A 24,863-nucleotide genomic window follows, 5' to 3' on the forward strand; every position below is an offset into this window, starting at 1 on the left:
AGTTGGATGATTTACTTCTAATTAAAGTAAATTATCTCTATTTTTCTTTCATTTGTACAGAAAAATTTATAAAAGTTTTTATTAAAAAAAGCAGATCAGTTTGATCTGCTCAAAACTTAGTCCGTATAGTACATGATTGCAAAAGCATTCTTACCTGTGTGAGTTGCGATGACAGGATTGGTATGCAATACAGGAATATCCATATCAGGAAATAGTGCCTGTAAGCCTTCTTTAAATCCATTCGCTAATTCTAGTCCGTCTGCATGAGAGATACCAATTTGTCGCACGTTTGATAAAGTACTTAACTCGTTTTTTAGTTCTTCAAACCATTTGTTGAACGTTTTCATCCCTCGGCCTTTAGCCACTGGAATCAGTTCAGTATGATCAAAATCCATGACAACTTTCATATTAAAAATACTAGATAAAAGACCTGTTGCCCGACTGATTCGACCGCCTTTAACTAAATTATCTAAAGTTGATATTCCAATAAATAGCTTTGTATTTTCTTTAACGTGATTGATTTCAGCTAAGATCTCTGAAACGCTTGCGCCATTTTTAGCAAGTTTAGCTGCTTGAATCACTTGGAAAGATAGTCCTTGATCAGTAAAATCACTATCGATCACTGTTACATTAGCAGAACTAAGATTTCCAGCTTGTCTGGCCGCTTCTACTGTGCCACTCAGCCCTTTTGTCATATGGATGGAAATAACTTCGCTGCCGTCCGCACCTAAACGGTCGTATAATTCTACGAATTCACCAATCGGTGGTTGGCTCGTTTTGGGAAGTGCTTTTGCAGCGCTCATCAATTCCATAAAATGTTCGCCTTCTAAATGATCATCATCAGCATATACAACGCCATCGATCATTACAGATAAGGGCATCATATGAATATCTAAATCATCGCGTACACTTTTCAGCATTGTGCAAGAAGAATCGGTCACAATTTTAACATTTGTCATAATTTTATCACTCTTTCTTTAAAAACAACCTCAATTCATGGTAAAATACCTTTGAGGCTTAATGTCTGTTTATATTATAACAGACAAAGAATTATTTTTCACCAAATTAAAATGAAGGAAGCTGATTTCTTGGAAAAAGTAAAATTCTCGAGAAAATATTTGATTTTAAATGAAGTTCTCAATGCAGTTACCCATGGGATTGGTGCTGGATTAAGTATTGCAGGTTTAGTGATCTTGCTCGTCAAAGGAGCACGACTTGGGTCTGCTGTCCATGTTGTTTCTTATGCAATTTATGGAGCAACACTGATTCTTTTATTCCTATCTTCAACACTATTTCACAGTTTAATTTTTACTAGAGCGAAGAAGGTATTTCAAGTCTTTGATCATAGTTCCATTTTCTTATTGATTGCTGGAAGCTATACACCGTTTTGTTTGCTCAGTATCAAAGGTTGGCTCGGTTGGTTATTATTTGTTCTCATTTGGGTAATGGCGATCAGCGGTGTCGTTTATAAGTCATTGACTCTTCATAAACAAGAAACCGTAAAAAACGTTTCAACTGTGATTTATATTATTATGGGTTGGCTTTGTATAACTGCAGCCAAACCTTTATATGACTCTTTAGGGCCTATTGGTATTGCTTTATTAGTAGCCGGAGGTGTTTCTTACACGTTAGGAGCTGCTTTTTATAGCTTAAAAAGTGTTCGCTTTATGCACGTCGTTTGGCATTTGTTTGTCATGTTAGGAGCAGGTTTTATGTTCTTTTCCATTTTACTTTATACTTAAATAACTGAGAAACCTTTATTTAAAGGCTTTAGGATACTTCTTTTTGATTAATTTAAAAAGAAGTATCCTTTTTTCGTATTTATCTCTTTACAAACCGAACAAACATTCGTATAATAACTATACAAACGTTTGTTCGATAAAAATTATGAGGTGATTAAGAATGAAAGCAGTTCGTCGTGGCGGGTTATTATTTGTTGTATTGATTATTGGTATTTTCTTAGGAACATTAGGCTTACAGTCCGCTTTACTTATTGTTAGCCCTCTATTTATTATATGGTTCATGTTGTGGGACGAAAAAAGATACACGCACAATAGAAAAAAAAATGAACACCAACAATATGTCTATCGTAAGTACCCATAGATCATTACAAAGCATTTTACAGTTTTAACAAAAAAAGATCTTTACTCTGTATAAATTAAGAGTAAAGATCTTTTTTCTAATATTCCATCAAGGTAACGATTTCGTAGTCTGTAATTTTATCTCTTCCATGTAAATCCATCAATTCGATTAAAAATGCGCAACCCACAACAATACCGCCTAATGATTCAATCAATTCGATCGTTGCTTTGATCGTACCTCCAGTTGCTAGTAAATCATCACATATCAATACTCGTTGACCAGGTGTGATCGCATCTTTATGAAGGGTTAGTGTATCTGTTCCATATTCCAAATCATACGTTACTTCGATTGTTTCACGAGGTAATTTCCCTTTTTTACGAACAGGAGCAAACCCTACGCCTAGCTCATATGCAACAGGACATCCTACAATAAATCCACGTGCTTCTGGTCCTACTACCATATCGATTCTTTTTTCTTTGGCATAATCTACGATTTGTTTAGTTGCTTCACGATAAGCTTCACCATTTGCCATCAATGGTGAGATATCTCTAAAGATAACTCCTTTTTCTGGGTAATCCGGAATACTAGCAATATAATCTTTTAAATCCATTTTTATACTTCCTCCTCATTCCACAGCCATTGTTGTAATGTCTCACGATCGCTGTATAACAAAAATTCTTCTGTTTTGATTTTTTTTAAGCGAGTTTGATAGACCGTACTTTCCGTCAAAGGATGATTTTCAGGACTTTCTACTTTTCTTAAAACACCGTTTTCTATTGTAACAAATCCTAGATCAAAAAACACCTGAATCATAAAAATTAATAATTTTTCTTGAATTTTTAGATGACTTGCAACAACATTTAACTTGTATCGAACATCAACTTGTTCCTGTTGTCTCACAAATTTATAGAGTTGTGCATATTGTTCTCTTGTTCCAGTACCGTTTAAATAGGCCTCTTCTTGTGAAATCCCCATCATATATACTCGCTCAATTTTACCAGCTTGTGTAATCTGCTTTAGTAAGTTAACGTCACTTGGACAATCAACAAAAACTAATTGTTGGCTGTTGGTGTTGGTTATCGTTTCTACGATTTCATCAATCGTACTAAATAAGTGTTGATGAACTGTTTGGTCCTGGATCAATTTTTGACTCTCCTTATTGAAATAAACATACAGTGTATTTTCAGTAGGAATTTCCTTTTGACGAGCGTTTTTTCCTCGTAAATCAAATAATTGAACACCATCAACTGAAAAATCACTCACCATCAATTGAGGCTTCTTATTGCCATTCCACTCATTAATCGATAATTGTCCAGCAATGTTCGTTGTCCCTTGACCAAATTCATCGACTTGGTTTCCCATTTGAAACGCAATGGCGTCCAGTTTGACTCCTGCTTGACTTAATTGGAATTTAAGATGACTTTTATCTGCCCCGATTTGACGACCTTGTTCTACTAATACATCTTCAAACAAGAAATTGGGCACTGGGTTGTCCGTTCCAAATGGCGAAAGGATTTTTAACTGTTGAATAAACGGGATTGTTGCTTCCGAAACTTGTAAAATTTCATCGATCAACAATTCTTGCCCTTGAGAAAGATCGATTTGATGTGTTTCAAGGTAACTAATCAAGTGTGCCTTTACTTTACTAAGATTCTCAACAGGCAACGTCATACCAGCTGCCATGTGGTGACCACCGAAATGAGTAAAGGTTTCACGTATTTCGCTCAATGCGTCATATAAGTTTAATGCTGAAACACTACGCCCTGATCCTTTTGCCGTTTCATTGTTCTCATCGATAGTAAGAACGATAGTAGGTTTCCCAGTATCTTGCATGATTCTCCCCGCAACGATTCCAAGAACTCCTTCATGCCAGCCTTTTTTTGCAACAATATGGATAGGCTCTGTTGGGTCAATTAATTCAAATGCTTCCTTTGTGATTGACGCAACAATTTCCTTTCGTTCATCGTTTTGCGCATTGATATAAGTAGCGATTCTTTCAGCTTCTTCTTCATCGAACGTTGTCATCAGTTCTACACCTGGAGAGGCATCTCCAAGTCTGCCTAATGCATTCAAGCGTGGTGCAATCGTAAAGCCGATATTTTCTTCGCTGATCGCTTCCTTTTTAATATCAGCCAAATGTATCAGTATATCTAAACCGATTCTCTCACCATTTTGAATCATTTCCAGTCCCATTTTAACAAGCACTCTATTTTCATCTGTCAAAGAAACTAAATCAGCGATCGTTCCAATCGCAACTAAATCAAGAAATTCTGCAGGAAGCTCGCCTAATAACGCTGTCGCAACTTTAAAGGCAACACCGACTCCTGCTAATTCACCAAACGGGTATTGTCCTTTAGGATGCTTAGGATGGATAATCGAAAAGGCATGCGGTAATTCCGGTGGGAGCTCATGGTGATCCGTTACAATAACGTCAATCCCTTGCTCCGTCGCGTAATTGATTGCTTCATGACCTGCAACGCCGTTATCGACCGTGATAATTAATTGAACGCCATTTTCGATTTGTTCCTTGAAAACATCCAAGTTTGGCCCATAGCCGTGAATAAATCGATTCGGTAAGAAATAATCCACTTCTCCTCCGATTAATTCAATGGCTTCTTTCATAACCGTTGTACTTGTGATCCCATCAGCATCATAGTCACCATAGACTAAGATTTTTTCACCTTGTGCCACAGCATCTTGAATTCTAGTTATCGTTTTTTCCATATCGTACATTAAAAAAGGATCATAAAGATTCTCAACTGTCGGACGTAAAAATAATGCCAAATCCTCCTCAGATTGAATCCCTCGATGCCATAAAATCTGCCCTAGTAATGGATTAATTTGTTCTTTTGTTAGTATATTTGAAAATTCTTCTGGCAATTCACTTTTTTCACGTAATTGCCATGTATATTTTGCTTTTTTCACGACGTCACTCCTAACCAAGTAATTATATCAAATAGAGAGAGAAAACTAAAGAAAGTATACAAATTCAGCAAATTAAAAAGCAAAGATAAAATGTTGCTACTTTATCTTTGCTTTTTTAATGCTATATTTCTTCACCATTCCTTGGTTTCGTAAAATGATCTACGCGACTTCCAACAGGCTCTGTATTTGTAACAGGCGCAATTGGCGCTTGTGCGAGTGCTTCCTCATATTTCGCTTGCAAATCAGCTAGTTGATTTTCATAACTTCGTTTAACTTTTGCAACTTCTTCTTGAGCCAATTTCTCTGCATCGTTTTTATACACATCGATGTCTTTTTTTAATTCTTTTACTTGTTTTTTTTGTTTCCACATTGTTGTTGTAGATGTTAGTAGACCAATCAGAGCCCCAACAATAGCTGAACCTAAAATAATTAGGATTAACGGTCCTGAAATTTTTGTAAAGCCAAAACTGACTGGCACTGTTTGATTATTTAGTACAGCAAAAATGACAATAATCAAAACTAATACAAGCCCCATAACCACACGCCATTGGTTTTTCATAGTTACATCCTCCTCAATTAATACATAACTTATTTTTTATTTAATACGCCGCCAGCTAGTAAATCGCCTATATGCGGAAACAGTGTATACAATCGGTACGCACCTTCCATCACTCTTGGGCGGTTGATTTCACGTTTGCATGTTCCCATAGCACTTACAATTTCTTTCGCAAGTTTATTTGGTTCTAAAACAAAGGCATCAACCGATGCTAAATAATCGCCTGATGGATCAGCCTTGTCAAAAAACTCTGTTTGGATAGGCCCTGGGTTAACAGTCGTCACAGAAATGCCTAGAGGTTTTAATTCCAACCGTAGGGCATTAGAAAATCCCAAGACGGCAAACTTAGTGGCAGAATAGACTGTTGATTTTGCAGTCGCCATTTTTCCAGCCATGGAAGCGATATTGATAATGTGCCCTGTTCCTCTTTCAGCCATTTGAATCGCTGCTTTTTGAGTGAAGACCATCATTCCTAAAACATTTACTTCGAACATATTTCTAGCAATAGCTAAATCAATATCGACAAAGTTTTCGAATAAACCAAAACCAGCGTTATTGACTAAAATATCGATGGGTCCGACTTCATCTGCAATTTTCCCAAAAACAGTTTCTACATTTTCAGGATCAGAAATATCTAATTGAAATGAATAAGCTTGTCTCCCGCTTAACTCTTCGCACATTTCTTTCACTTTACCGATTAAATTGATTCGTCTAGCACAGATAACGACAATTGCACCTTTTTTAGCAGCTTCATAACAAATTTGTTCCCCTAAACCTGCAGAACCACCAGTTACAACCACCACTTTATCTGTTAAATCATGTCCTTTATACATTTCATTTCCTCCTTACTCTGCTTTGAATGGGATCTCTATAATTTCCATATCTTTCACGATTTTGGTATTGGGAAAAATCTCTTTGGCTTCATTTTCTAATTGAATAATATCGCCTGTTAAATAACGTGCACTGATATGTGTCAATATAAGTTTCTCTGCCTGTGCTTCTAAAGCAACTTGCGCCGCATGATGACTTGTTGAATGATAATAGGCTCTAGCCATTTTTTCTTCTTCTTTATTGAATGTACTTTCATGAACAAGAATATCAGCATTTTCTGCAAGAAGTACACTGTTTTTGGTCTTTCTAGTATCGCCTAAAATAGTAACGATTCTACCTAATTTCTTCTCACCGACAAAATCTTTACCGTTAATCACGCGTCCATCTGGCAATTCTACGCTTTCGCCACGTTTAAGTTTTCCATATAAGGGTCCTGATGGAATATTTAGAGCAGTTAGTTTCTCTACCTGTAGTTCTCCTTCATGATCAGCTTCTACAATTCTATACCCAAAACTAGCGATTCCATGATCTAACGCTTTGCAGCTAACTGTAAATTGCTTATCTGAAAATACGATACCTTCTTTGACTTCAATAATTTTTAATTCATATGACAGTCGCGTTTGTGATACTTTCAATGCAGTTCGAACATATTCGGCAATACCAACTGGCCCGTATATTTCTAGTTTTTCGTTTCCACCTTGGAAAGAGCGGCTACTTAATAATCCTGGTAATCCAAAAATGTGATCCCCATGTAAATGAGTAATAAAAATTTTTTCGATCTTTCTTGGACGAATAGTACTTTTCAAAATTTGTAATTGTGTGCCTTCACCACAATCGAATAACCACACTGCATTTCTTTCATCTAATAATTTTAATGCGATACTGCTTACGTTACGATGTTTTGCTGGAACCCCAGCTCCTGTACCTAAAAATTGTAATTCCATGGGCTACCTAACTTTCTTTAAACTTCTTCTTTATTTTAGAAGAAAGTTGTCGCTTTAGCAAATAATATTTATTTTACAGGAAAACGTAAAATAACTGTCGTCCCTTTTGGTATAGTATCTGTTAATTCGATCTTCCCCTGATGTTCATCTACGATCCATTTAGCGATTGCAAGGCCGATACCATAACCACCTGTTTTACGATTTCTAGATTCTTCTCCGCGATAAAATCGCTCAAAAACCGCCGTTTTTTTCTCATCAGTGATCCCAATACCCGTATCGCTGATTTTGATTGACCATTCATTATTTTTCACCGTTGAAAAAACAGTTATTCTCTCACCTTGAGCAGTATATTTCAATGCATTATCCAGCAAGATAATCATTAACTGGTGAATCCGTTTCTTATCAAAAGATAGTTGCTGTTCCTCACCTAAATCAATGATAAATGTTTTATCTTCAGCTACAGCTAATTCTTGGTAAGGTAACAGAACCGTATTCAAAAAGTCATTGATTTTCACAGGTTCTTTCTCCAATGTCAATGAATTAGAATCTGAACGTGCCAACAGAAGTAAATCACTAGTCAATTGACTCAATCGTTGAACCTCATCTAAAGATAACGCAATTGTTTCTGATTCTTCTAAAATTGTATGATTTGGCTTCGTAAACAATTTTTCTAACTTTGCTTGAATAATCGTCAGAGGGGTTCTTAACTCATGTGAAGCATTCTCAACAAACTCTTGTTGTTTTTTCCAAGAAACCATAATAGGTTTCATAAACCACTTAGAAAGAAAATAGCTCAACGCAATTGAAAGCAATCCGAAAATAATCATACAGATAATCAAAATCTGTTTAAATTGCTCGACTGTTCCCTTAATCGGATCTGTATTCACAAGTAGTTGGATATAAGCCACTTCTTCTTGGTTTTCGACAGGTAAAGTGATGGAACGAAATTGCAACGAACGATCGTTGCTATCTTTCGTTTGGACACTTCTTATCTTTTCTAAGTTATCCGTCGATAATTGTAAATTTTGAAAATCATAAAAACGAGAACCCAGTTCTGTCTCATTTAAAATTTCTCCCTCTTTTGACCAAAGAATCACTTGTTGTTGAAAATTATTGGGAGGTGGTGTATCAAATTTTCCTAGCTGAGGAGAATTTCCTTGCATACGTTTCGTTTGCATTAATTGATGTTGAATAAACTTTTGATCTGTTGCCAATTTTTCTAAATCGTGATCGACTGTCTGATAAATGGATGTTTGTACCAATTGAAACACGATCAAACCCAAAATAAGAAAGATACTGGCAAATGAAATCAGATTCATCAAAAAATAATTGAACCTCTGCTTTTTACTGAGCTGTTTATTCATGTTCAACATCCTCTACTGCTTCAAAAAGGTACCCAACATTTCGCAACGTTTTGATCCAACGATCAACGCCCCAGGGTTTTAAGTTTTTTCGCAAGTTACTCATATATACTTCAACCACCGTTAATGTAGTATCTGATTGAAATCCCCAAATGCGATCAAACAATTGATCTTTTGTAATGATTCGCCCCTGGTTTTGCATTAAATAGTGCAATAAGTTAAATTCTTTCCCTTGAAGAGTCAATTCGTTTCCTTTGAAATGTGCCTGACGATTATCGAGATCTAAACACAATGCTCCAACAACTAGTTCATTTTTCCCATTCATACCTAATGAACGACGAGCTAATGCTTGAACACGTAGTAATAATTCTTCGCGATGAAATGGTTTGGTTAAATAATCATCTCCACCGTTTTTAAACCCATTCACTTTATCCTGCAAACCATCTTTAGCCGTTAAAATCAAAACAGGAGTGTAAATATTTTTCTTTCTCAAAGCAGTTAAAACTTGTTCTCCAGACATTGAGGGTAGCATTAAATCCAGTACAATCAAATCATAAATACCTCGTTCGCCTTCATATAATGCTTCTTCTCCGTCATAAATTTGAACAATCTCACCAATTTCAGATAAAATTTCTAAAATACTGTCTGAAAGGATTTCATCATCTTCTACTAATAATATTTTCAACATTCACTTCCACATCCCTATACTCAAAAAAGAAGACGAGCAGAAAAAAATTTCTTGTCACGTCTTCTCACTTATTTAGTTTATCATACCGTACTGATTATTTTTCGTTTGAATCTTGTTTTTTATCTTGCCAAGATTTTTCGGCAGAGTCTTTTGTTTCTTTTTCTACTGCTTTAGCATTTGAAATTTCTTTTTCTACGTCTTCAAAATCTAAGCGGGTAATTTCGCCGCCCAACTCATTCATGATTAATTGATTTAAAGGACGATTGTCATCTTCTTCGGCAATTAAAATCAAGCCCGTTTCGCCTTCGCCAATTTGTTTTGTGACATGTTCAAAGACAGTTTGTGCACCTTGGATTTCTTTGGCATCTTGAGTAGCACCAAAGATACTTCCGGCAAACCAGCCTAATAAGATACCTAAAGGACCCCCTAATATGCCAATCAACATACCAATCATACTATTCGTTGATGTATGATTATTACCTGTAAAATCTAAGAAATCATCGATTTTAAACTGATGAACGCCATCATTTACATGGGTTACGACAGCCATTTGTTCACCTTTGATTTTTTTCTCAACATATAATTTTTTTATTTCTGAAAATGCTTGATATGCTTGGCTCTCTACTTCAAAATGCATAATAATAACTCGTTTAGACATTTGACCACCTCGTTCTATTTGATATCCTTATTCTATCAATAAACTAGCTGTTAAAGCAATGAAAATCGTTTATTGAGGTGGTTGACCACCAGGACCACCGCCCATTTGGCCACCACTCACTTCAGTACCAGATTGATCAACCGAAGTGAGTATGTCATTGATCGAAATTTTGGTCAGTTCTGTCCCATTTGAATAAGTACCATTCGTGTATACACCATTTTTTTCAGTACCCGAATCTTTTCCTCCAGTAGAAACCGTGATAGCTTCGCCTACTTTTAAGTTAGACGAACTGATCGCTAGATGAGAAAAGTCTTTTTGTGGTGCAAAAGAAATAACTGTATCTCCAGCAGCATTTTTTATATTGATCAACGTTCCAGCTTTTTGTGTTTCATCAAAGTATAGGCTTAACGCTGCTTGGGAAGAAGTATCGCTGGCACTCATTGCCATGCCGGCACTTCCACTTGCAGCAAGAGTGCCGCCATCCATTGTAAAGGTCCCGTCATAATCAAGTGCTGCATTCCCGTTATCTGTTGGCCCGTTTACAATCAATGTTCCATTTGTCATACGGACATCACCATTACTATCGATGCCGTCTCCATCTGCATTTACATAAGTTGTACCACCATTTATTTCGATAAATTTGGTGCTGTCTCCACCACCACCTGGTTGTCCAAATGAGTCTGCACCAAATTGACCTTCTTCGCTTGCTTCACCAGAGCTTCCCCCAGCAGCATTAATCCCATCATCGGATGCATTAACGATAATATCACCCTCATTGATTGTAACTGTTGCACCTTCTAATCCTTCATAAGAGTTATTTACAGCGATTTTCCCATTATTGATCACTAAATCTGTATCCGCATGAATCCCATCATCACCACTAGCTAATGTGAATGTCCCATTGTTGAGTGTAACCGCCGCGTTGGCATGAATTGCATCATCGGCTGTGTTTAATGTAAAGGATCCATCATCTATGACGATATTGTTTGACGCTTTTAGTCCTTTGTAACTGGCAGTTGAATCGGCAGATTGTGTCTCGTAGCCATCAGCTGTTTTTATGTTGATATCAGCATTCGCAATAGATAAATTTGTCTCTGCCTGAATCCCATCATTGCCAGATTGAATCGCAAACGTACCTCCATCGATCGCAATCCAGCCTTTCTCAGCTTCAGTGCTATTATTTGCTTGGATACCGTCACCTTCTGTTGTGTTTAAAGAGAATGTTCCTCCTTCAATAGATACAGAATCTTTCCCTTTGATGGCATTATTTTTTGCTGTTACTGTTAATTTTCCATTTGTAATAACTAAATCATCTTTGCTGCGAATCCCATTGCTGTAATTACCATTCACTTCAAGAGCTCCCGCACCATTAATCGTCAAATCATCTTTGCTAAAAAATGCTGCATCTGGCTCTGTTTCATTTGCTGAAGCAAATGTATAATCGCTGCCATCCGATAGTTTATTTTTCGTTCCATCTGCCAATGTAGTAATCACTTTTCCTGCTTGTTCAACATAAATTGCAGACGAAGAATCATTCGTAATCATCACATTGTTTAGAACTAAATGAACTGTTTCGTCGTTCGCACTTATTTTTATTTGCCCATTATAACTACCAGATAAAATATACGTCCCACCCGCTGTAATAGACAGAACATTGTCTTTTTCTGAAGCACCTGAACCGTCAATTTCGCTATTAGAGTCTTTTAATTCGATTTTCGTCGCTGTTTTTTCATCATAACTTTCATCAAAATCATCCTCGTCATATGTCCCATATTTCGTTTCGGATGTTTTTTTCGCTGCTTGAACAGCAACAACTTGTTCAGCACTTTTAGATGTCGAAGTTGCTGTTGTTGTGCTTGTTGTTTTTTCTTTTGTGCATCCAGCAAATAAAATGAGAACTATCGTCAACGCAGTTAAACTAAATCTTGTTTTTTTCATCCTACTCACCTACAATTCTTCTCTATTTGTTGAAACTTTCCCTGACACTATTGTTAAGTTACCATTTCTAACACGCATCGCATCCATCAGCTCTTTTTCCATTCGACTATCCTTTAATGTCACACGATAACGCAATTCATACAAACTACCCATATTGGTTGTTTTAACTGAATCTAAATTCGCTGAATAAGTATATTGCTCAAAGAGGTCGTCAAACAAACCTGGATAATCTAAATCTTCTGGTATCGTAATTTTGACTTCTCGCTCAGCAACCTTTTGCTTTTCACCAAAATGAATAGTATTTAAAATTAATAAAAATAATGCAATGATTACAGAGAATAATGCAATGTAGCCAACGTATCCCATTCCAGTAGCAAGTCCTATGCCCATTGACCAAAAGATGCTTGTGATTTCTTTGGCACCACCTGCTACAGAACGAAATCGAATTAAACTGAATGCGCCCAAAACAGCAACACCTGTTCCTAAATTCCCATTTACCAACATAATGACCAATTGGACTAAAACGGGTAAAATAGCTAATGTGATCACAAAATTCTTACTATAAACATTTCTATACATATGGACACGGGCCACTAATAGACCTAATAAAATAGATGTAATAATACAGACAAACAGTTGTTTATAGGACAAATCAACTGAACTTTCTACTAAAAGACTAGACAACATGCTGGAAATCCTCCTTACAATATAAATACCGTTGATACGTTTGAGCATATTTTGAAAATGATGTTGGGTAGATTTCAAGTTCGGATAAAAGATCGGAGAACCAAACTGGATAGGCTCCTAACGCTTTCACTTCCATTAAAACATCGATTTCTGGTGCTACACTTTCACCCTGATCATCAATTGTGTGGGCTAACTGTTCTTTCCGATAACGAATATTAAAGTCAAACGTAATTCGAAAATCTTCGTTTTTTAAATCAAACAACGCTCGCCGATCATACGCAATCATCACTTTAGGTTCCAACCTTTTTCTGGCGAATAACCAGTCAATTTCCTGTTTGATTTGCTGGTCTTTTTTTGTGTTTAGCTTAAAAGAATGAGGTTTTTGAATATAACTTTTCGCTGACTGATAAGTCAATGCCACTCTTCTTTTATATACGACACCACTTACCTTCTTTTTGATCTCAAGAAAAACAGTAGAGTTTTCATGAGGAATACCGTAACTTCTGATTCTAAATTTTTCTTTGTACACTGGTTTTGCTATCGAATGACGGATCATCTCGTAGTTTTTCGTATCAAAATAAATCGAAATAATTGTATGTAATCCATATTCATCTTCCAACATATAAAAGGCTAATTTCTCTCTCAATTGTTGGTAAGTCGAATTAGATAAAGCATACTTTTTTTCTTTTCTTTGAAAGCTATTTTTTAATTTCACCATTTTATTTCCTCCTTTGATTGAATTCAGTATATAAAAGGAAACATAAATGAAGCTTAAAGATAAAAAGAAAATGTTATGATGTATAAAAAAAGCTAAGGTACAACTCAAAGAGTTATACCTTAGCTTTAAAACTATTCAGATATCCAGTAGCTTATTACCAAAGCTAGGTGCGCTTGGCAAACCATCTTCTTTATTCTACAAATTCAAATTCATATTCACCAATTCTTACGATATCGCCGTCTTTTGCTCCACGAGCTCGTAATGCTTCATCGATTCCCATACCACGCAATTGGCGAGCAAATCGCATCACACTTTCATCGTGTTCGAAGTTGGTCATTTGGAATAATCGTTCTAATGATTCTCCTGATAAAATCCAAGTAGCATCTGAATCGCGATCGATTGAAAACTCTGGTCCTTCTGGCTGGAAACCATAATGAACAGTATCTTCGATGACTTCTTCTTCATATAATGGGAATTCAGGTGTTATGTCGATCAGATCTGCTGTTGCATTAAGCAACGGTTCAATTCCTTTACGAGAAACACCAGAGATTGGGAAAATAGGTAAATGATCCGCATACTCATCCGTACGTTCTTTTTCAATTTGTTCTTTGAATTTTTTTAAATTCTCTTCGGCTTCCGGCATATCCATTTTATTTGCTACAATAATTTGCGGACGTTCCATCAGACGTAAATTGTGAGAAGCTAATTCTTTATTAATTGCTAAATAATCTTCGTAAGGATCTCGGCCTTCCATACCACTCATATCGATTACGTGTAATATAACTCTTGTCCGCTCAATATGACGTAAAAACTGTGTTCCAAGACCAACACCTTGAGACGCTCCTTCAATCAACCCTGGTAAATCAGCTGCAGCAAAGCTACGGCCATCACTTGTAGACACCATGCCAAGGTTCGGCACAAGGGTTGTGAAATGATAGGCACCAATTTTAGGTCGAGCTGATGAAATAACGGACAACAACGTAGATTTTCCAACGGATGGAAAACCAACTAAACCTACGTCAGCCAAAACTTTCAATTCTAATTCAATTTTTCTTTCTTGACCTGGCTCACCATTTTCAGCAATTTCTGGAGCTGGGTTTTTAGCCGAAGCAAAACGAATATTTCCTCGTCCACCTCGTCCACCCTTTGCAACAGTCAGCGTTTGGCCATTCTCAATCAAATCACCGATCAAGGTGCCAGTCTCAGCATCACGAACGGTAGTACCAGGCGGAACTTTTACAAAAGTATTCTCTGAACCACGACCATGCATACCTTTACTCATCCCATTTTCACCTGGTTGTGCTTTAAAATGACGGTTGAAACGGAAATCCATCAATGTACGTAATCCTTCTTCTACAACGAGGATCACATCTCCTCCTTGACCACCATCTCCTCCGGCAGGTCCACCATCGGGTACATATTTTTCTCTACGAAAGGCAACCATTCCATCTCCGCCTTTACCAGCCTTGACGTCAATTGTTACCTGATCTAAAAACATGGACATATTTTGTCCTCCTATCTTAAAGAGATTGACATAAAGTCGTACTTTATCTCAACATTTCTTCGAGTTTCATTCTTTTACAAATCTAATGGTTAGTTTTGTATCGCTTTTTCACAACATTTTCAGTTTGAAAGCCTTTCTTATTGTAAAGGGTAAACCCGAATTTGTCTAGCCAAATTCGTTTTATGAACTAGAATTAGAAGCTGATATGGCGATTACCGCTGCTGCAGCGCTAGCCTCTTGTGCCATCATCATTGTGATCGTTAACGCCGATATATTTAAATTAGCATCGGATAAGCCGCTCATTTCCTCTTGTACAAGCAAACCTAGTGCTAAAGTAGAACGAAAATCCTTATAGAAACGTAAATGTGTTTTTTCTTCAATTAGTTCTAAATATTCAGCTAATACCTCATACCTTACTTTTTTCATAGTGCCTAAAAATGCAAGCATCACAATACTTGTGTAAAACTCAACTTTAAGCCTAATGCCCATTTGTTTCAGTGCACCTACCACATCGTTTATTCCTTCAATCAACTCAAAAGAAAATGAACCTGTCAGCATCGCTGCACTAGCTGCAGCAAACTGTAACTGGTTTGATTTAAAGAATCCACAGTCGTTCAATGCTTGATAATAGGCTTCTACCAAATCACCTACTTGTTCTGTCGTAAGGGATTCTAATTTTTCTTGTTGTGCTAAAGAGATTGCGATTGTTCCGTCTTCGGCTCCAGTAAGAAAAGAATGACGTGCTTTTAATTTTTCAAAAATACTTTGACCACGTCGTACAACAAATTCTTTTTCTGCCACTTCTGTAAATTGAAGTAAATAAGCTGAAAAATAGGAATAAGAAGATAGTAAAAAACCAGCCTCTCGTAATCGTTGATAATCCGAAATCAATGTGTGAATATCTAACTCTTTTGTTTTACCATTTGCTAACATCATCCCTAATAAAATACCACGGACAGGTTGTCCTAGCACGTTAAAAACACCCAATTCTTCTTTAATGACCTCTTCCATACGACGATAATCACTATCTGAAAAAAGACGTTCTTTTGATACAAACGTTCGAGCAATTGTATAGGAAACTCGTTTATCAAACCATTTTCCCTTACCTTCTTTAATTGCTTCATAATTTGTTTGGAGTAACTCAACAACACGACTTCTATTCATTTTTTTCCAACTCATTTCCTATAAAGTTCAGATTTTTGACAAAAATTTAAAAAGCGTTCATGCTACTAGTATAGCGTATATAATCGTTTTTTTAAATATGCGATTATGGGCTGAATTTTTTGCACCATTGTCTGTCGTTATGTTTTTTTAGGATCAACATGTTCGTTACGCATTTAATCTAAAGGAGGAAATTTAGTATGACAGTAAAAGTAGGGATCAATGGATTTGGAAGGATCGGTCGCCTTGCATTCCGTCGCATCAAAGAAGTTTCCGATGATATTGAAGTGGTAGCAATCAATGATTTGACAAGTCCGACAATGTTAGCCCATTTACTACAATTTGATTCAACGCATGGCACTTATCCTGGCAAAGTGACTGCAACAGATGATTCCATCGTCGTGGATGGGGAGAAAACGAAAGTTTACGCAGAAGCGGACGCTAGCAAATTGACATGGGTCGAAGAAAATGGAGTGGACATCGTTCTAGAATGTACTGGATTTTACACTTCTGAAGCAAAAGCACAAGCTCATTTAGACGCAGGTGCGAAACGTGTCGTTATATCAGCACCCGCAGGAGACATGAAGACGATTGTTTACAATGTTAATGATGACACATTGACGCCAGAAGACAAAATCATCTCTGCTGGCTCATGTACCACAAACTGTTTAGCTCCTATGGCTTATTTCTTAAATAACGAATTTGGTATTGAAGTGGGCACTATGACAACGGTTCATGCTTATACTTCGACACAAATGCTTTTAGATGGACCAGTCAAAGGGGGCAACTTACGTGCTGCTCGTTCTGCCGCGGATAATACAATTCCCCACTCAACAGGAGCTGCTAAAGCGATTGGCTTAGTGATTCCAGCGTTAAACGGAAAATTACAAGGTCATGCGCAACGTGTACCTGTTGTCGACGGGTCACTAACTGAACTAGTTTCTATTTTAAAAACCAAGGTTACTGCTGACCAAATCAATGAAGCAATCAAAACACACACAGTTGATAACCCTTCATTTGGCTACGACGATCGTGAAATTGTCTCAGGTGATGTGATTGGAACAACAGAAGGATCTATTTTCGATCCAACGCAAACAGAAGTAACCACTTCTGGTGATTTCCAACTAGTCAAAACAGTTGCTTGGTACGATAATGAATACGGCTTTACATGCCAAATGATTCGATTACTAGAAAAATTTGCTAATCTATAGAAAAAATAATCATTCATGATTTATTTTGTAAATGAGGGTGGGAGCAAAAGCTTATTTCCTAAGGAAGTGCTTCTGCTCTCACTATTTATTTAGCCTCATTTTAATTATTCTTTTTTTTCATTCAAGCATGTTCTGCAATGTATTTCACCAATTCTTCCGTCTCATCCCAACCTAAACAAGGATCCGTGATGGATTGTCCAAAAACTTTTCCATCCGCTTCTTGACGACCACTTTCAAGAAAACTCTCAATCATGAAACCACGAACCCATTTTTTCATCTCTTCATTCCACGTACGATTGAACAAAGTCTCCTTAACGATTCGGATTTGTTCTTTGTATTGTTTTCCAGAATTGTCATGATTTGTATCGATGACAATAAATGGATTATCATACTGGCCCGCCTTGTATAGACCAACCACTTTTAATAAATCTTCGTAATGATAATTTGGACTATTTTCACCATATTCGTTCAAACCACCTCTTAATACGACATGAGCAAGTGGATTAGAGCTTGATTCAACTTCCAATCCGTTGAAAATGAATTCTTGTTTTTGTTGTGCTGCATATATTGAATTGAATAATACGTTTAAATTCCCACTTGTTGGATTTTTCATACCGGTGGGCTGATCGATTCCGCTAGCAACAAAGCGATGTTGTTGATCTTCTACCGAACGTGCGCCAACAGCAATATAGCTAACAAGATCTTGAACAAACTCAAGATTTTCAGGATAAAGCATTTCATCAGCAGTTGTTAAACCCGTTTCGGTAATAACACGGTTATGCAAACTACGCACAGCAGCAATTCCTTTGATCAAGTTACTTTCACCTTCTGGATTTTGTTGATGTAAGAGTCCTTTATAGCCGTCGCCATTCGTCCTAGGTTTATTCGTATACACACGAGGTACCATAAAAATCTTATCTTGAACTTTTTCTTGCAGTCTCGCTAAACGGTGGACATATTCCATAACCGCCTCTTCATTATGAGCGGAACAAGGACCAATCACTAAAAGAATTTTCTCGCTTTTTCCTTCGATGATATCTCGTAATTCTTGATCACGAATTGCTTTGTTTTGTGCTTGTTTCGGTGTTAGTTTAGATAGTGATTTGACCTGTTCAAAATTGATTGGTTGACTTAATGCTTTAAAACTCATACGATAACTTCCCTTCATTTTTCATATAATCAAACAATAAATATAAAATCAGTAAAATAAAAAAGCCTCGTCCTTTTCATTTCTGAAAAGGACGAGACCGAATGATCCGTGTTACCACCTTTGTTTACAATCAGTTTACACTCATTGACTTGTCAGGTACAAAATTATACCTTGGCACAATAACGGGTGCACGTAACCGTCACAGCCTACTCGATTCGGTGTGAAGTTCAAAGAGGAATTCAGATACATTAGGTTTATGCGCCTCTCAACGACCGGCTACTTTCTGTACACCTGTATTATCTTACTAGTTCTTATCAAAACTTTTATTGTTTATTGAAGTCATTGTATGAGATTCTTTCATAATTGTCAATCTTTTTCAAAAAAGAATGCTTACTCTGCACTTGAAAGACCCGAAATGACTTCCTCACTGGGCTGATTTTTCTTTTTTTGTTGACATTCTTCGCAAATTCCATGGAACGTTAAGCGATGATCTTTTACCATAAAATGATAACGTTGTTCAATTACTTGTTCGACTTCACCTAACAAATCCTCTTCTACCTCTTCAATATTGCCACATTCCAGGCATAAAAGATGGTGATGAAAATGCTTAGCGCCTTCTTTGCGTAAGTCATAACGAGCCAATCCATCGTTGAAACTTACCTTGTCTACGACTTTTAAGTCAGTTAAAATTTCTAATGTACGGTAAACAGTTGCCAAACCAATCTCAGGGCTTTTTTGCTTTACTAAAAAGTAAATTTCTTCAGCCGATAAATGGTCCTTTTCATTTTCTAGTAAGACTAAAACCGTTGCTTCACGTTGAGGCGTCAGTTTGAAACCAGATTCATGCAATTGTTGTTTTGTTTTTTTTAAAGCAGCAGTAGAATCCATAAATGCAGCCCCTTAATTATAATTATTTCAATCTAGAACCATATTTTACAGTAACAAATTATAATAAGTATAAAATAACTCGAAAACATTTGCAAGTGATTCTCAATTAGAATAGAAAAACAATTACTTTTCAGCTGATTCTTCTTTCAAACTAGTAAAACCTGCTTCTTGAGTAATCTTGCCTTGTTTCAATAAATTACCGATTGCGCGTTTAAACTGTGCTTTACTAATACCGAAAGTTTGTTTGATCTCTTCTGGATTAGATTTATCCGTAAATGGAATTTTATGATCAGCAGAACGTTCTAAAAAGGTCAAAATCATTGCTGCATCATCACTGATCACTTCATATCCACGCGGCTTTAAGGAAATATTCAATGTACCATCTGGCCGTACGCCAATCACACGCCCATTTACTCTTTCACCTAAACGTGGTTCTTGATAACGCTCTGACGGATGGATAAACGCAATATAAAAATCATCAGTCAATACAAATGAACCAATCATTTTCAAACGATAAACAACACCGCTGATATTTTCATTTTTTAATTCTTCTGTTCCAGGTTTAGCCATAGCCTTGAAGATTTTCTCATCTGCCAATTCGCCCCAAATACGCTCTTTATTGTCAACCTTTAAAGACACCATCAACTGATCCCCTTTTTTAGGCCATAATTCACGCATTACAGGTAATTCGTCTAAAGATACCACAACGTCCTTATCTTTTAAACCAATGTCCACAAAGGCACCTAAATCACGTCTAGTACCCGTTACTGTTCCAAAGGCATATTGTCCTATACGAGCCGTAGGAATCATCGTTGTCATCTCAGGTTCTTGTTTTTGATTCATATAACCAAAACCTTCTACTGCTTCACCGATTTCATGATGTCCTTCCTCTTTGGATAATCGCAAAGTAATACCGTTTTTTTGTAAAAAGTAATAACTTTCATTTTCATCGATCACTAATGCTGTAAAAATTTGCGCTAATAGTTCGTTCATAATTTTCTCCTTCTGGCACTTAGCCTAAAAAAATACGTAATAATGCAATCGTAACAATTCCTACTACAACTGTCTTCATTAAATCTTTGGTACGAATAGCAACAAGTAAAGTAGGAATACAACTTAACGCTTCTAACGTTTTTACTTTAGGAAAGCCTGTTGCCTGAACATCTAAAATACTCTGAAATAAGAGTGCCGTCAAGATACAAATTGGGATGTACGATAAAAATCGAAGAAACCAGTCTGGAAAATCCACTCGTTTAGAAATCAAAAAAGGAAAAATCTTCGGAATCCATGTAACGATCGAACAACCTAAAATTGTTAATAATACATAATTGCTACTCATTATGAGACACCATCCCAACTGTACACCCTAAAAGAGTTGAAAATAAAACTGAAATCTCTGGCGAAAAAAAGCCCATAAATACGTACAAAGATATACAAACCGTGCCTAAAACGAGCAATGTCTCTTTCGTGTATTTCTTTATCGGCCCGTCAACTTGCAAAATAAATAGCCCAGCAAACATTGCCACTAAAGCAAAATCCAGCCCTAATAAATATGGATCTGGAATCCAAGTACCTAATAACCCGCCCACAATGGTGGAAAAAATCCATGTCAAATACGCCGTAATATTTAACCCATGTGTCCAAGCAGAACTAACTCGATGATCGTTTGACAAAGCTGCCATGAGGACGCCATATGATTCATCTGTCAAAAGTGTTCCGATCCCGATACTCGTAATTAGCGGTTCTTTTTTAAAATAAGATGCCACTGACATGCTCATTAGAAAATGTCGTAAATTCACTAAAAAAGTTGTAAAAATAATTGCTGAAATTGGTGAATAAATCGCAAGCATACCACAAATAATGAATTGTGAGCCACCTGCATAAATCAAAATAGACATCAATGCTATCTCAAGAATTGATAGACCAACATTTTTCCCGACCACCCCAGCCGCAATCCCAATTCCCAAATAACCTAAAATGGTTGGTATACACGCGTTTACACCTTCTTTAAAAGTCATATATTCTTTGTTTTCCATACTGTTCTCCTTGTGTAAAATCAATCGTCATTGATTTTTTACTTTAGTAAACACTAGAAGATAAACGAGGTTTGGACAGTAATGTTTAACTCCGAGAAATAAGAGGAAATTCACGAAAATTTGAAAACCAATTTTCGTGAATTTCTGTTTATTTCCAAAGCTTCAACGCTTAGTGTTTTAGCACTTAGAATTTGATATGATCGAAGTGTAACGCAGTCGTTGCTCTGCTCCCAGCCTCATCTTCTTTTCTAAAGTAACAACCCGTTATCTTCCAGCATTTCTTGATGCATTTCCTTTGAACCATCCAGTTTTTGCATTGATTGTTACGAGATACTGGTTATCAGATCCATATAAGTTGTAGTACCCTTCGCCATTAATAATTCTTGCTGGTTGTAATGAGTAGCCACCTGCTGTAATATAACCACGCTCAATACATGTTGCAATTACTTTTTCCTGAACGCCTGGCGCCCAAGCCCAAGCCGGATTGCTCATGTCACTTACATCTGTTGGATTAACTGAATATACAGGATCTGTATAAACACCTTGAGCATTTGGCGCTGAAAAAGTATTGGAATCTGGCTGCGCACCATTCGTTGTTTGGGTATTATTCCCTTGATAATCCGTTACCCCATTCAATTCTGTTGGTGTTTGATCAGGCGCAACTTGTTGGGCAGCGAAAGCCGCTTCAGCATCTGTTAACGATTGATCTGCTTTTACTAATACATCGTTTAAAGGTTTACGCAATGGTTCACTTTTTACTTTATCAACCTCTGCTTTTGCTGCATTATAATTGTCTCTTGTCAACGCTTCAGTCAACTCATTATATTGATAAATGACATCCACTACAGCTTTTGCCTTTTGTAATTGGTCGTATTGACTCACCCCTTGAGCTATTGCTTGATTGAGCAATTTATCAAAGTCATCTTTTTCTTCACGTTTAGCAAGGTCAATCTTTTTATCTGCTTTGATTGCTACATCTTTTAATTTGTTTCCATCAACAATTGGTTGAGCAAACAATTCATTCACTTTTGTGATTGCTGCCTGCTTGTCGGTCACCTTTTTGTACAGAGACTCAAGATCTTTGTAGTTGGTTTCGTCTTTAAGCGTAGACAAATTCTCTTCGATTCCTTTGGGACTAACGCTAACCATTTCTGGTTTAAGAAACATCAGCTTTTCATCAGTGAAATAACTCTTTAATTCTTTTTCAGTCTGAGTCGCCAATTTTTCTTGTTTTTTAGTTACTTCTTCACCAGTTGCAGCTTTTTTTTGTGTCTGATCATACGCAAACCACGAGCCACCTGCAAGAACGACAACTGCTGCTAAAATAATCGACATTTTTTTGTAATTTTTATTAGATGATGATTTTGATACGTTACTTTCCGAATTTTGGACCGTGGTTTCTTTAGGTTTCTCGAATTGATTTTTTGATTTTTTTACTTCTTCCGCATCTTTAAAAAAGATTGGTGCTGCATCCATTTCGATTTCTTCTGGCTTTTTACTTTTTGATGGAATGCTAGTTGTTTGATTCGGTAATGCCTTAGGTCCAATTGTTTGAGATTCCTTAGGTTCTATTTCCGGTTTAGTAAATTTTGTAATTTCCTCTTTTGGTGTTGGTGATTTCTCAGTATCTTCTGTCGATTTTTGCTCTGATTCGTTTGATTTCACGTCATCTTGTCCTTTATCTTTTGATTCTGAAGGCTTACTAGAAACGCCAACAGGCTGTTTTGTTTCTGTATTTGTTTCTTCAGTCGCTTCTATATCAGCTGGTGCTTCGATGATTGGTTTGTCATTCTTATGTGCATTGATGTATTGATCTAAAGCAGCAGTATTCAACAGTTCATCTTTTTTTTCGTCATGCGAAATAGTGTCTTTTTCGACAGGTTCGCTTTTTTCTTCAATTGACGGTTCTTCTTTTTTGGGCTGTTGCTCTGTCGTATCTTCTGTTTCTATTATTTTTTCTTCTGCTTGTTGCTCATTGAACATCGTCATCACATGACCAATACTCATATCTTTTAATTCAGACCATTCAATGTTTTCATTTTGTTCTTTATTTAAAAAATTTGAAGTATCTTCTACTTTTTCACTATGCTCACTATTTTCGTTTGATGCTTCTTCATGTATTTCCTTAAAAGAATAGCCGCATTCTGGGCACACTTCTTCTTTATTGTCTATTTCAGATCCGCAATTCGGACATTTTTTCGTCATGCATTCCGCCTCACATTCTACACATTCGTAAATCTAATCTACCATAAAATCGCGTTTCTTCCAATATGTACTATCTAACTTTTTTGTTACGATTGTTTAAAAACAGCCCTTTCCGAAAAAAATCGAAAAGAGCTGTTCAAATTTCCAAAGAAAATTTCTTATTCTAAGAAATCTTTTAGTTGTTTAGAACGAGAAGGATGGCGTAATTTACGTAATGCTTTAGCTTCGATTTGACGAATCCGTTCACGTGTAACACCAAAAACTTTACCAACTTCTTCCAATGTACGAGTACGTCCATCATCTAAACCAAAACGTAACCGTAATACATTTTCCTCACGGTCAGTTAATGTATCTAATACATCTTCCAGTTGTTCTTTTAATAATTCATACGCTGCATGTTCTGCAGGACTTGTTGCATCTTGGTCCTCAATAAAATCTCCAAGATGTGAATCATCTTCTTCACCAATTGGCGTTTCTAAAGAAACAGGCTCTTGTGCAATCTTTAAGATTTCACGTACTTTTTCAGTTGGTAAATCCATTTCAGCACCAATTTCTTCCGGCGTTGGTTCTCTACCAAGATCTTGTAGCAATTGACGTTGAATACGGATTAATTTATTGATTGTTTCTACCATATGAACAGGAATACGAATTGTTCTAGCTTGGTCAGCGATTGCACGGGTAATGGCTTGGCGAATCCACCAAGTAGCATATGTTGAAAATTTAAATCCTTTACGATAGTCAAATTTTTCAACTGCTTTCATCAGACCCATATTTCCTTCTTGAATCAAATCAAGGAATTGCATCCCGCGTCCTACGTAACGTTTTGCGATTGAAACAACCAAACGCAAGTTAGCTTCTGCTAAACGTTGTTTTGCTTCTTGGTCGCCTTCTTCGATTTTAAGGGCTAACTCTACTTCTTCTGCTGCCGTTAATAATTGAACACGTCCAATTTCTTTTAAATACATACGAACAGGGTCATTGATCTTAACACCAGTAGGGGCAGATAAATCTTCCATTTGGGCTTTTTCAGCAACTTTTGCATCTTTTTTAAGACTATGTTCACTTGGATCGCCGTTCTCATCAACAACACTGATTCCAGCATCCTCAACTTTTTGAATTAGTTTTTCCATTTCATCGGCATTCAATGTGAACGGTGTTGCCAATGTGTTTGTTAGATCATCATAAAAAACATTGCCTTTAGGCTTGTTTTCTTTGATAAAGGCTGCCAATGCAGCTGCATATTTTTTTTCTGTTTCTTTTTCCATGAAAGAAGGCCCCCTTCATTTTTCCATTCGGTTAAATATATAAATAATAGTCTAA

At 36.6% G+C, this 24,863-nt stretch carries 24 protein-coding genes and 1 other annotated feature; of the genes, 3 read left to right on the forward strand and 21 right to left on the reverse strand.

The features are described from left to right. Positions 1 to 116: 116 nt before the first annotated feature. Positions 117 to 959, reverse strand: a complete 843-nt coding sequence (locus I586_RS01675; protein ID WP_010764910.1) for a DegV family protein — start codon at positions 957 to 959, stop codon at positions 117 to 119. A gap of 129 nt (positions 960 to 1,088) precedes the next feature. On the opposite strand from I586_RS01675, the gene trhA reads away from it, so the two are divergent. After that, positions 1,089 to 1,742 (forward strand): PAQR family membrane homeostasis protein TrhA, encoded by a 654-nt coding sequence (gene trhA, locus I586_RS01680; RefSeq protein WP_010764909.1) that lies wholly within the window; start codon positions 1,089 to 1,091, stop codon positions 1,740 to 1,742. A 160-nt stretch (positions 1,743 to 1,902) separates the two neighbouring features. Then, positions 1,903 to 2,103, forward strand: coding sequence for a hypothetical protein (locus I586_RS01685; protein WP_010764908.1), 201 nt, complete (start codon positions 1,903 to 1,905; stop codon positions 2,101 to 2,103). A 76-nt stretch (positions 2,104 to 2,179) separates the two neighbouring features. On the opposite strand, the gene I586_RS01690 is transcribed toward I586_RS01685, so the two are convergent. From I586_RS01690 to I586_RS01750, 13 genes are all read right to left on the reverse strand, one after another. Beyond that, positions 2,180 to 2,692, reverse strand: a complete 513-nt coding sequence (locus I586_RS01690; RefSeq protein WP_010764907.1) for an adenine phosphoribosyltransferase — start codon at positions 2,690 to 2,692, stop codon at positions 2,180 to 2,182. Between the two features lie 2 nt (positions 2,693 to 2,694). Beyond that, complete coding sequence (gene recJ, locus I586_RS01695) at positions 2,695 to 5,007, reverse strand: single-stranded-DNA-specific exonuclease RecJ (RefSeq protein ID WP_010764906.1); 2,313 nt, start codon at positions 5,005 to 5,007, stop codon at positions 2,695 to 2,697. A gap of 121 nt (positions 5,008 to 5,128) precedes the next feature. After that, positions 5,129 to 5,566 carry a LapA family protein gene (locus I586_RS01700; RefSeq protein ID WP_010764905.1) on the reverse strand — a complete coding sequence of 146 codons (438 nt, stop codon included), beginning with the start codon at positions 5,564 to 5,566 and terminating at the stop codon, positions 5,129 to 5,131. A 29-nt stretch (positions 5,567 to 5,595) separates the two neighbouring features. Further along, positions 5,596 to 6,396 carry an SDR family NAD(P)-dependent oxidoreductase gene (locus I586_RS01705; RefSeq protein WP_010764904.1) on the reverse strand — a complete coding sequence of 267 codons (801 nt, stop codon included), beginning with the start codon at positions 6,394 to 6,396 and terminating at the stop codon, positions 5,596 to 5,598. A 12-nt stretch (positions 6,397 to 6,408) separates the two neighbouring features. Continuing rightward, on the reverse strand, positions 6,409 to 7,338 hold the full coding sequence (gene rnz / locus I586_RS01710; RefSeq protein ID WP_010764903.1) for a ribonuclease Z: 930 nt from the start codon (positions 7,336 to 7,338) through the stop codon (positions 6,409 to 6,411). 68 nt (positions 7,339 to 7,406) lie between these two features. After that, a complete protein-coding gene (locus tag I586_RS01715) occupies positions 7,407 to 8,702 on the reverse strand; it encodes a sensor histidine kinase (protein WP_010764902.1) in 1,296 nt (431 codons plus the stop codon). Further along, the gene (locus I586_RS01720; protein ID WP_010764901.1) at positions 8,695 to 9,387 is read right to left on the reverse strand and encodes a response regulator transcription factor; all 693 of its coding nucleotides are present in this window, start codon (positions 9,385 to 9,387) and stop codon (positions 8,695 to 8,697) included. Before I586_RS01720 ends, I586_RS01715 begins: the two co-directional genes overlap by 8 nt. A gap of 94 nt (positions 9,388 to 9,481) precedes the next feature. Further along, positions 9,482 to 10,045, reverse strand: coding sequence for a hypothetical protein (locus I586_RS01725; RefSeq protein WP_010764900.1), 564 nt, complete (start codon positions 10,043 to 10,045; stop codon positions 9,482 to 9,484). A gap of 69 nt (positions 10,046 to 10,114) precedes the next feature. Beyond that, complete coding sequence (locus tag I586_RS01730) at positions 10,115 to 11,983, reverse strand: carbohydrate-binding domain-containing protein (protein ID WP_010764899.1); 1,869 nt, start codon at positions 11,981 to 11,983, stop codon at positions 10,115 to 10,117. Positions 11,984 to 11,992: 9 nt separating this feature from the next. Further along, on the reverse strand, positions 11,993 to 12,670 hold the full coding sequence (locus I586_RS01735; RefSeq protein ID WP_010764898.1) for a DUF4956 domain-containing protein: 678 nt from the start codon (positions 12,668 to 12,670) through the stop codon (positions 11,993 to 11,995). Further along, positions 12,660 to 13,388: a polyphosphate polymerase domain-containing protein gene (locus I586_RS01740; protein ID WP_010764897.1), complete on the reverse strand. Its 729-nt coding sequence runs from the start codon at positions 13,386 to 13,388 to the stop codon at positions 12,660 to 12,662. The genes I586_RS01735 and I586_RS01740 overlap by 11 nt, the downstream gene beginning before the upstream one ends. A gap of 190 nt (positions 13,389 to 13,578) precedes the next feature. Next, a complete protein-coding gene (gene obgE / locus I586_RS01745; protein ID WP_010764896.1) occupies positions 13,579 to 14,892 on the reverse strand; it encodes a GTPase ObgE in 1,314 nt (437 codons plus the stop codon). A 180-nt stretch (positions 14,893 to 15,072) separates the two neighbouring features. Continuing rightward, complete coding sequence (locus I586_RS01750; protein ID WP_010764895.1) at positions 15,073 to 16,056, reverse strand: DUF4003 family protein; 984 nt, start codon at positions 16,054 to 16,056, stop codon at positions 15,073 to 15,075. 197 nt (positions 16,057 to 16,253) lie between these two features. On the opposite strand from I586_RS01750, the gene gap reads away from it, so the two are divergent. Continuing rightward, the gene (gap, locus tag I586_RS01755; RefSeq protein WP_010764894.1) at positions 16,254 to 17,264 is read left to right on the forward strand and encodes a type I glyceraldehyde-3-phosphate dehydrogenase; all 1,011 of its coding nucleotides are present in this window, start codon (positions 16,254 to 16,256) and stop codon (positions 17,262 to 17,264) included. 121 nt (positions 17,265 to 17,385) lie between these two features. Here gap and I586_RS01760 read toward each other — a convergent pair whose 3' ends face one another. From I586_RS01760 to rpoD, 7 genes are all read right to left on the reverse strand, one after another. Continuing rightward, positions 17,386 to 18,414: a 3-deoxy-7-phosphoheptulonate synthase gene (locus I586_RS01760; protein ID WP_010764893.1), complete on the reverse strand. Its 1,029-nt coding sequence runs from the start codon at positions 18,412 to 18,414 to the stop codon at positions 17,386 to 17,388. Positions 18,415 to 18,498: 84 nt separating this feature from the next. Continuing rightward, positions 18,499 to 18,741 (reverse strand) — a binding site (T-box leader). 63 nt (positions 18,742 to 18,804) lie between these two features. Further along, positions 18,805 to 19,302 (reverse strand): ferric iron uptake transcriptional regulator, encoded by a 498-nt coding sequence (gene fur / locus I586_RS01765; protein WP_010764892.1) that lies wholly within the window; start codon positions 19,300 to 19,302, stop codon positions 18,805 to 18,807. 123 nt (positions 19,303 to 19,425) lie between these two features. Further along, the gene (locus tag I586_RS01770; protein ID WP_010764891.1) at positions 19,426 to 20,295 is read right to left on the reverse strand and encodes a CvfB family protein; all 870 of its coding nucleotides are present in this window, start codon (positions 20,293 to 20,295) and stop codon (positions 19,426 to 19,428) included. Between the two features lie 19 nt (positions 20,296 to 20,314). After that, positions 20,315 to 20,641, reverse strand: a complete 327-nt coding sequence (locus tag I586_RS01775; protein WP_010764890.1) for an AzlD domain-containing protein — start codon at positions 20,639 to 20,641, stop codon at positions 20,315 to 20,317. After that, positions 20,634 to 21,338, reverse strand: a complete 705-nt coding sequence (locus tag I586_RS01780; protein WP_010764889.1) for an AzlC family ABC transporter permease — start codon at positions 21,336 to 21,338, stop codon at positions 20,634 to 20,636. Before I586_RS01780 ends, I586_RS01775 begins: the two co-directional genes overlap by 8 nt. A 264-nt stretch (positions 21,339 to 21,602) precedes the next feature. Next, positions 21,603 to 23,543 (reverse strand): cell division site-positioning protein MapZ family protein, encoded by a 1,941-nt coding sequence (locus I586_RS01785; protein ID WP_010764888.1) that lies wholly within the window; start codon positions 23,541 to 23,543, stop codon positions 21,603 to 21,605. A 158-nt stretch (positions 23,544 to 23,701) separates the two neighbouring features. Further along, positions 23,702 to 24,808 carry an RNA polymerase sigma factor RpoD gene (gene rpoD / locus I586_RS01790; RefSeq protein ID WP_010764887.1) on the reverse strand — a complete coding sequence of 369 codons (1,107 nt, stop codon included), beginning with the start codon at positions 24,806 to 24,808 and terminating at the stop codon, positions 23,702 to 23,704. Between the last annotated feature and the right edge of the window lie 55 nt (positions 24,809 to 24,863).

Origin of the sequence: Enterococcus moraviensis ATCC BAA-383 (genome assembly GCF_000407445.1) — a bacterium.
Lineage (GTDB): Bacteria > Bacillota > Bacilli > Lactobacillales > Enterococcaceae > Enterococcus_L > Enterococcus_L moraviensis.

Coding starts and splice junctions, on each gene's coding strand:
- I586_RS01675 (WP_010764910.1), bottom strand. CDS start 959: ATGACAAATGTTAAAATTGTGACCGATTCTTCTTGCACAATGCTGAAA.
- I586_RS01685 (WP_010764908.1), top strand. CDS start 1,903: ATGAAAGCAGTTCGTCGTGGCGGGTTATTATTTGTTGTATTGATTATT.
- I586_RS01690 (WP_010764907.1), bottom strand. CDS start 2,692: ATGGATTTAAAAGATTATATTGCTAGTATTCCGGATTACCCAGAAAAA.
- I586_RS01700 (WP_010764905.1), bottom strand. CDS start 5,566: ATGAAAAACCAATGGCGTGTGGTTATGGGGCTTGTATTAGTTTTGATT.
- I586_RS01705 (WP_010764904.1), bottom strand. CDS start 6,396: ATGTATAAAGGACATGATTTAACAGATAAAGTGGTGGTTGTAACTGGT.
- rnz (WP_010764903.1), bottom strand. CDS start 7,338: ATGGAATTACAATTTTTAGGTACAGGAGCTGGGGTTCCAGCAAAACAT.
- I586_RS01715 (WP_010764902.1), bottom strand. CDS start 8,702: ATGAATAAACAGCTCAGTAAAAAGCAGAGGTTCAATTATTTTTTGATG.
- I586_RS01720 (WP_010764901.1), bottom strand. CDS start 9,387: ATGTTGAAAATATTATTAGTAGAAGATGATGAAATCCTTTCAGACAGT.
- I586_RS01725 (WP_010764900.1), bottom strand. CDS start 10,045: ATGTCTAAACGAGTTATTATTATGCATTTTGAAGTAGAGAGCCAAGCA.
- I586_RS01730 (WP_010764899.1), bottom strand. CDS start 11,983: ATGAAAAAAACAAGATTTAGTTTAACTGCGTTGACGATAGTTCTCATT.
- I586_RS01735 (WP_010764898.1), bottom strand. CDS start 12,670: ATGTTGTCTAGTCTTTTAGTAGAAAGTTCAGTTGATTTGTCCTATAAA.
- I586_RS01740 (WP_010764897.1), bottom strand. CDS start 13,388: ATGGTGAAATTAAAAAATAGCTTTCAAAGAAAAGAAAAAAAGTATGCT.
- obgE (WP_010764896.1), bottom strand. CDS start 14,892: ATGTCCATGTTTTTAGATCAGGTAACAATTGACGTCAAGGCTGGTAAA.
- I586_RS01750 (WP_010764895.1), bottom strand. CDS start 16,056: ATGAATAGAAGTCGTGTTGTTGAGTTACTCCAAACAAATTATGAAGCA.
- gap (WP_010764894.1), top strand. CDS start 16,254: ATGACAGTAAAAGTAGGGATCAATGGATTTGGAAGGATCGGTCGCCTT.
- I586_RS01760 (WP_010764893.1), bottom strand. CDS start 18,414: ATGAGTTTTAAAGCATTAAGTCAACCAATCAATTTTGAACAGGTCAAA.
- fur (WP_010764892.1), bottom strand. CDS start 19,302: ATGGATTCTACTGCTGCTTTAAAAAAAACAAAACAACAATTGCATGAA.
- I586_RS01770 (WP_010764891.1), bottom strand. CDS start 20,295: ATGAACGAACTATTAGCGCAAATTTTTACAGCATTAGTGATCGATGAA.
- I586_RS01775 (WP_010764890.1), bottom strand. CDS start 20,641: ATGAGTAGCAATTATGTATTATTAACAATTTTAGGTTGTTCGATCGTT.
- I586_RS01780 (WP_010764889.1), bottom strand. CDS start 21,338: ATGGAAAACAAAGAATATATGACTTTTAAAGAAGGTGTAAACGCGTGT.
- I586_RS01785 (WP_010764888.1), bottom strand. CDS start 23,543: ATGACGAAAAAATGTCCGAATTGCGGATCTGAAATAGACAATAAAGAA.
- rpoD (WP_010764887.1), bottom strand. CDS start 24,808: ATGGAAAAAGAAACAGAAAAAAAATATGCAGCTGCATTGGCAGCCTTT.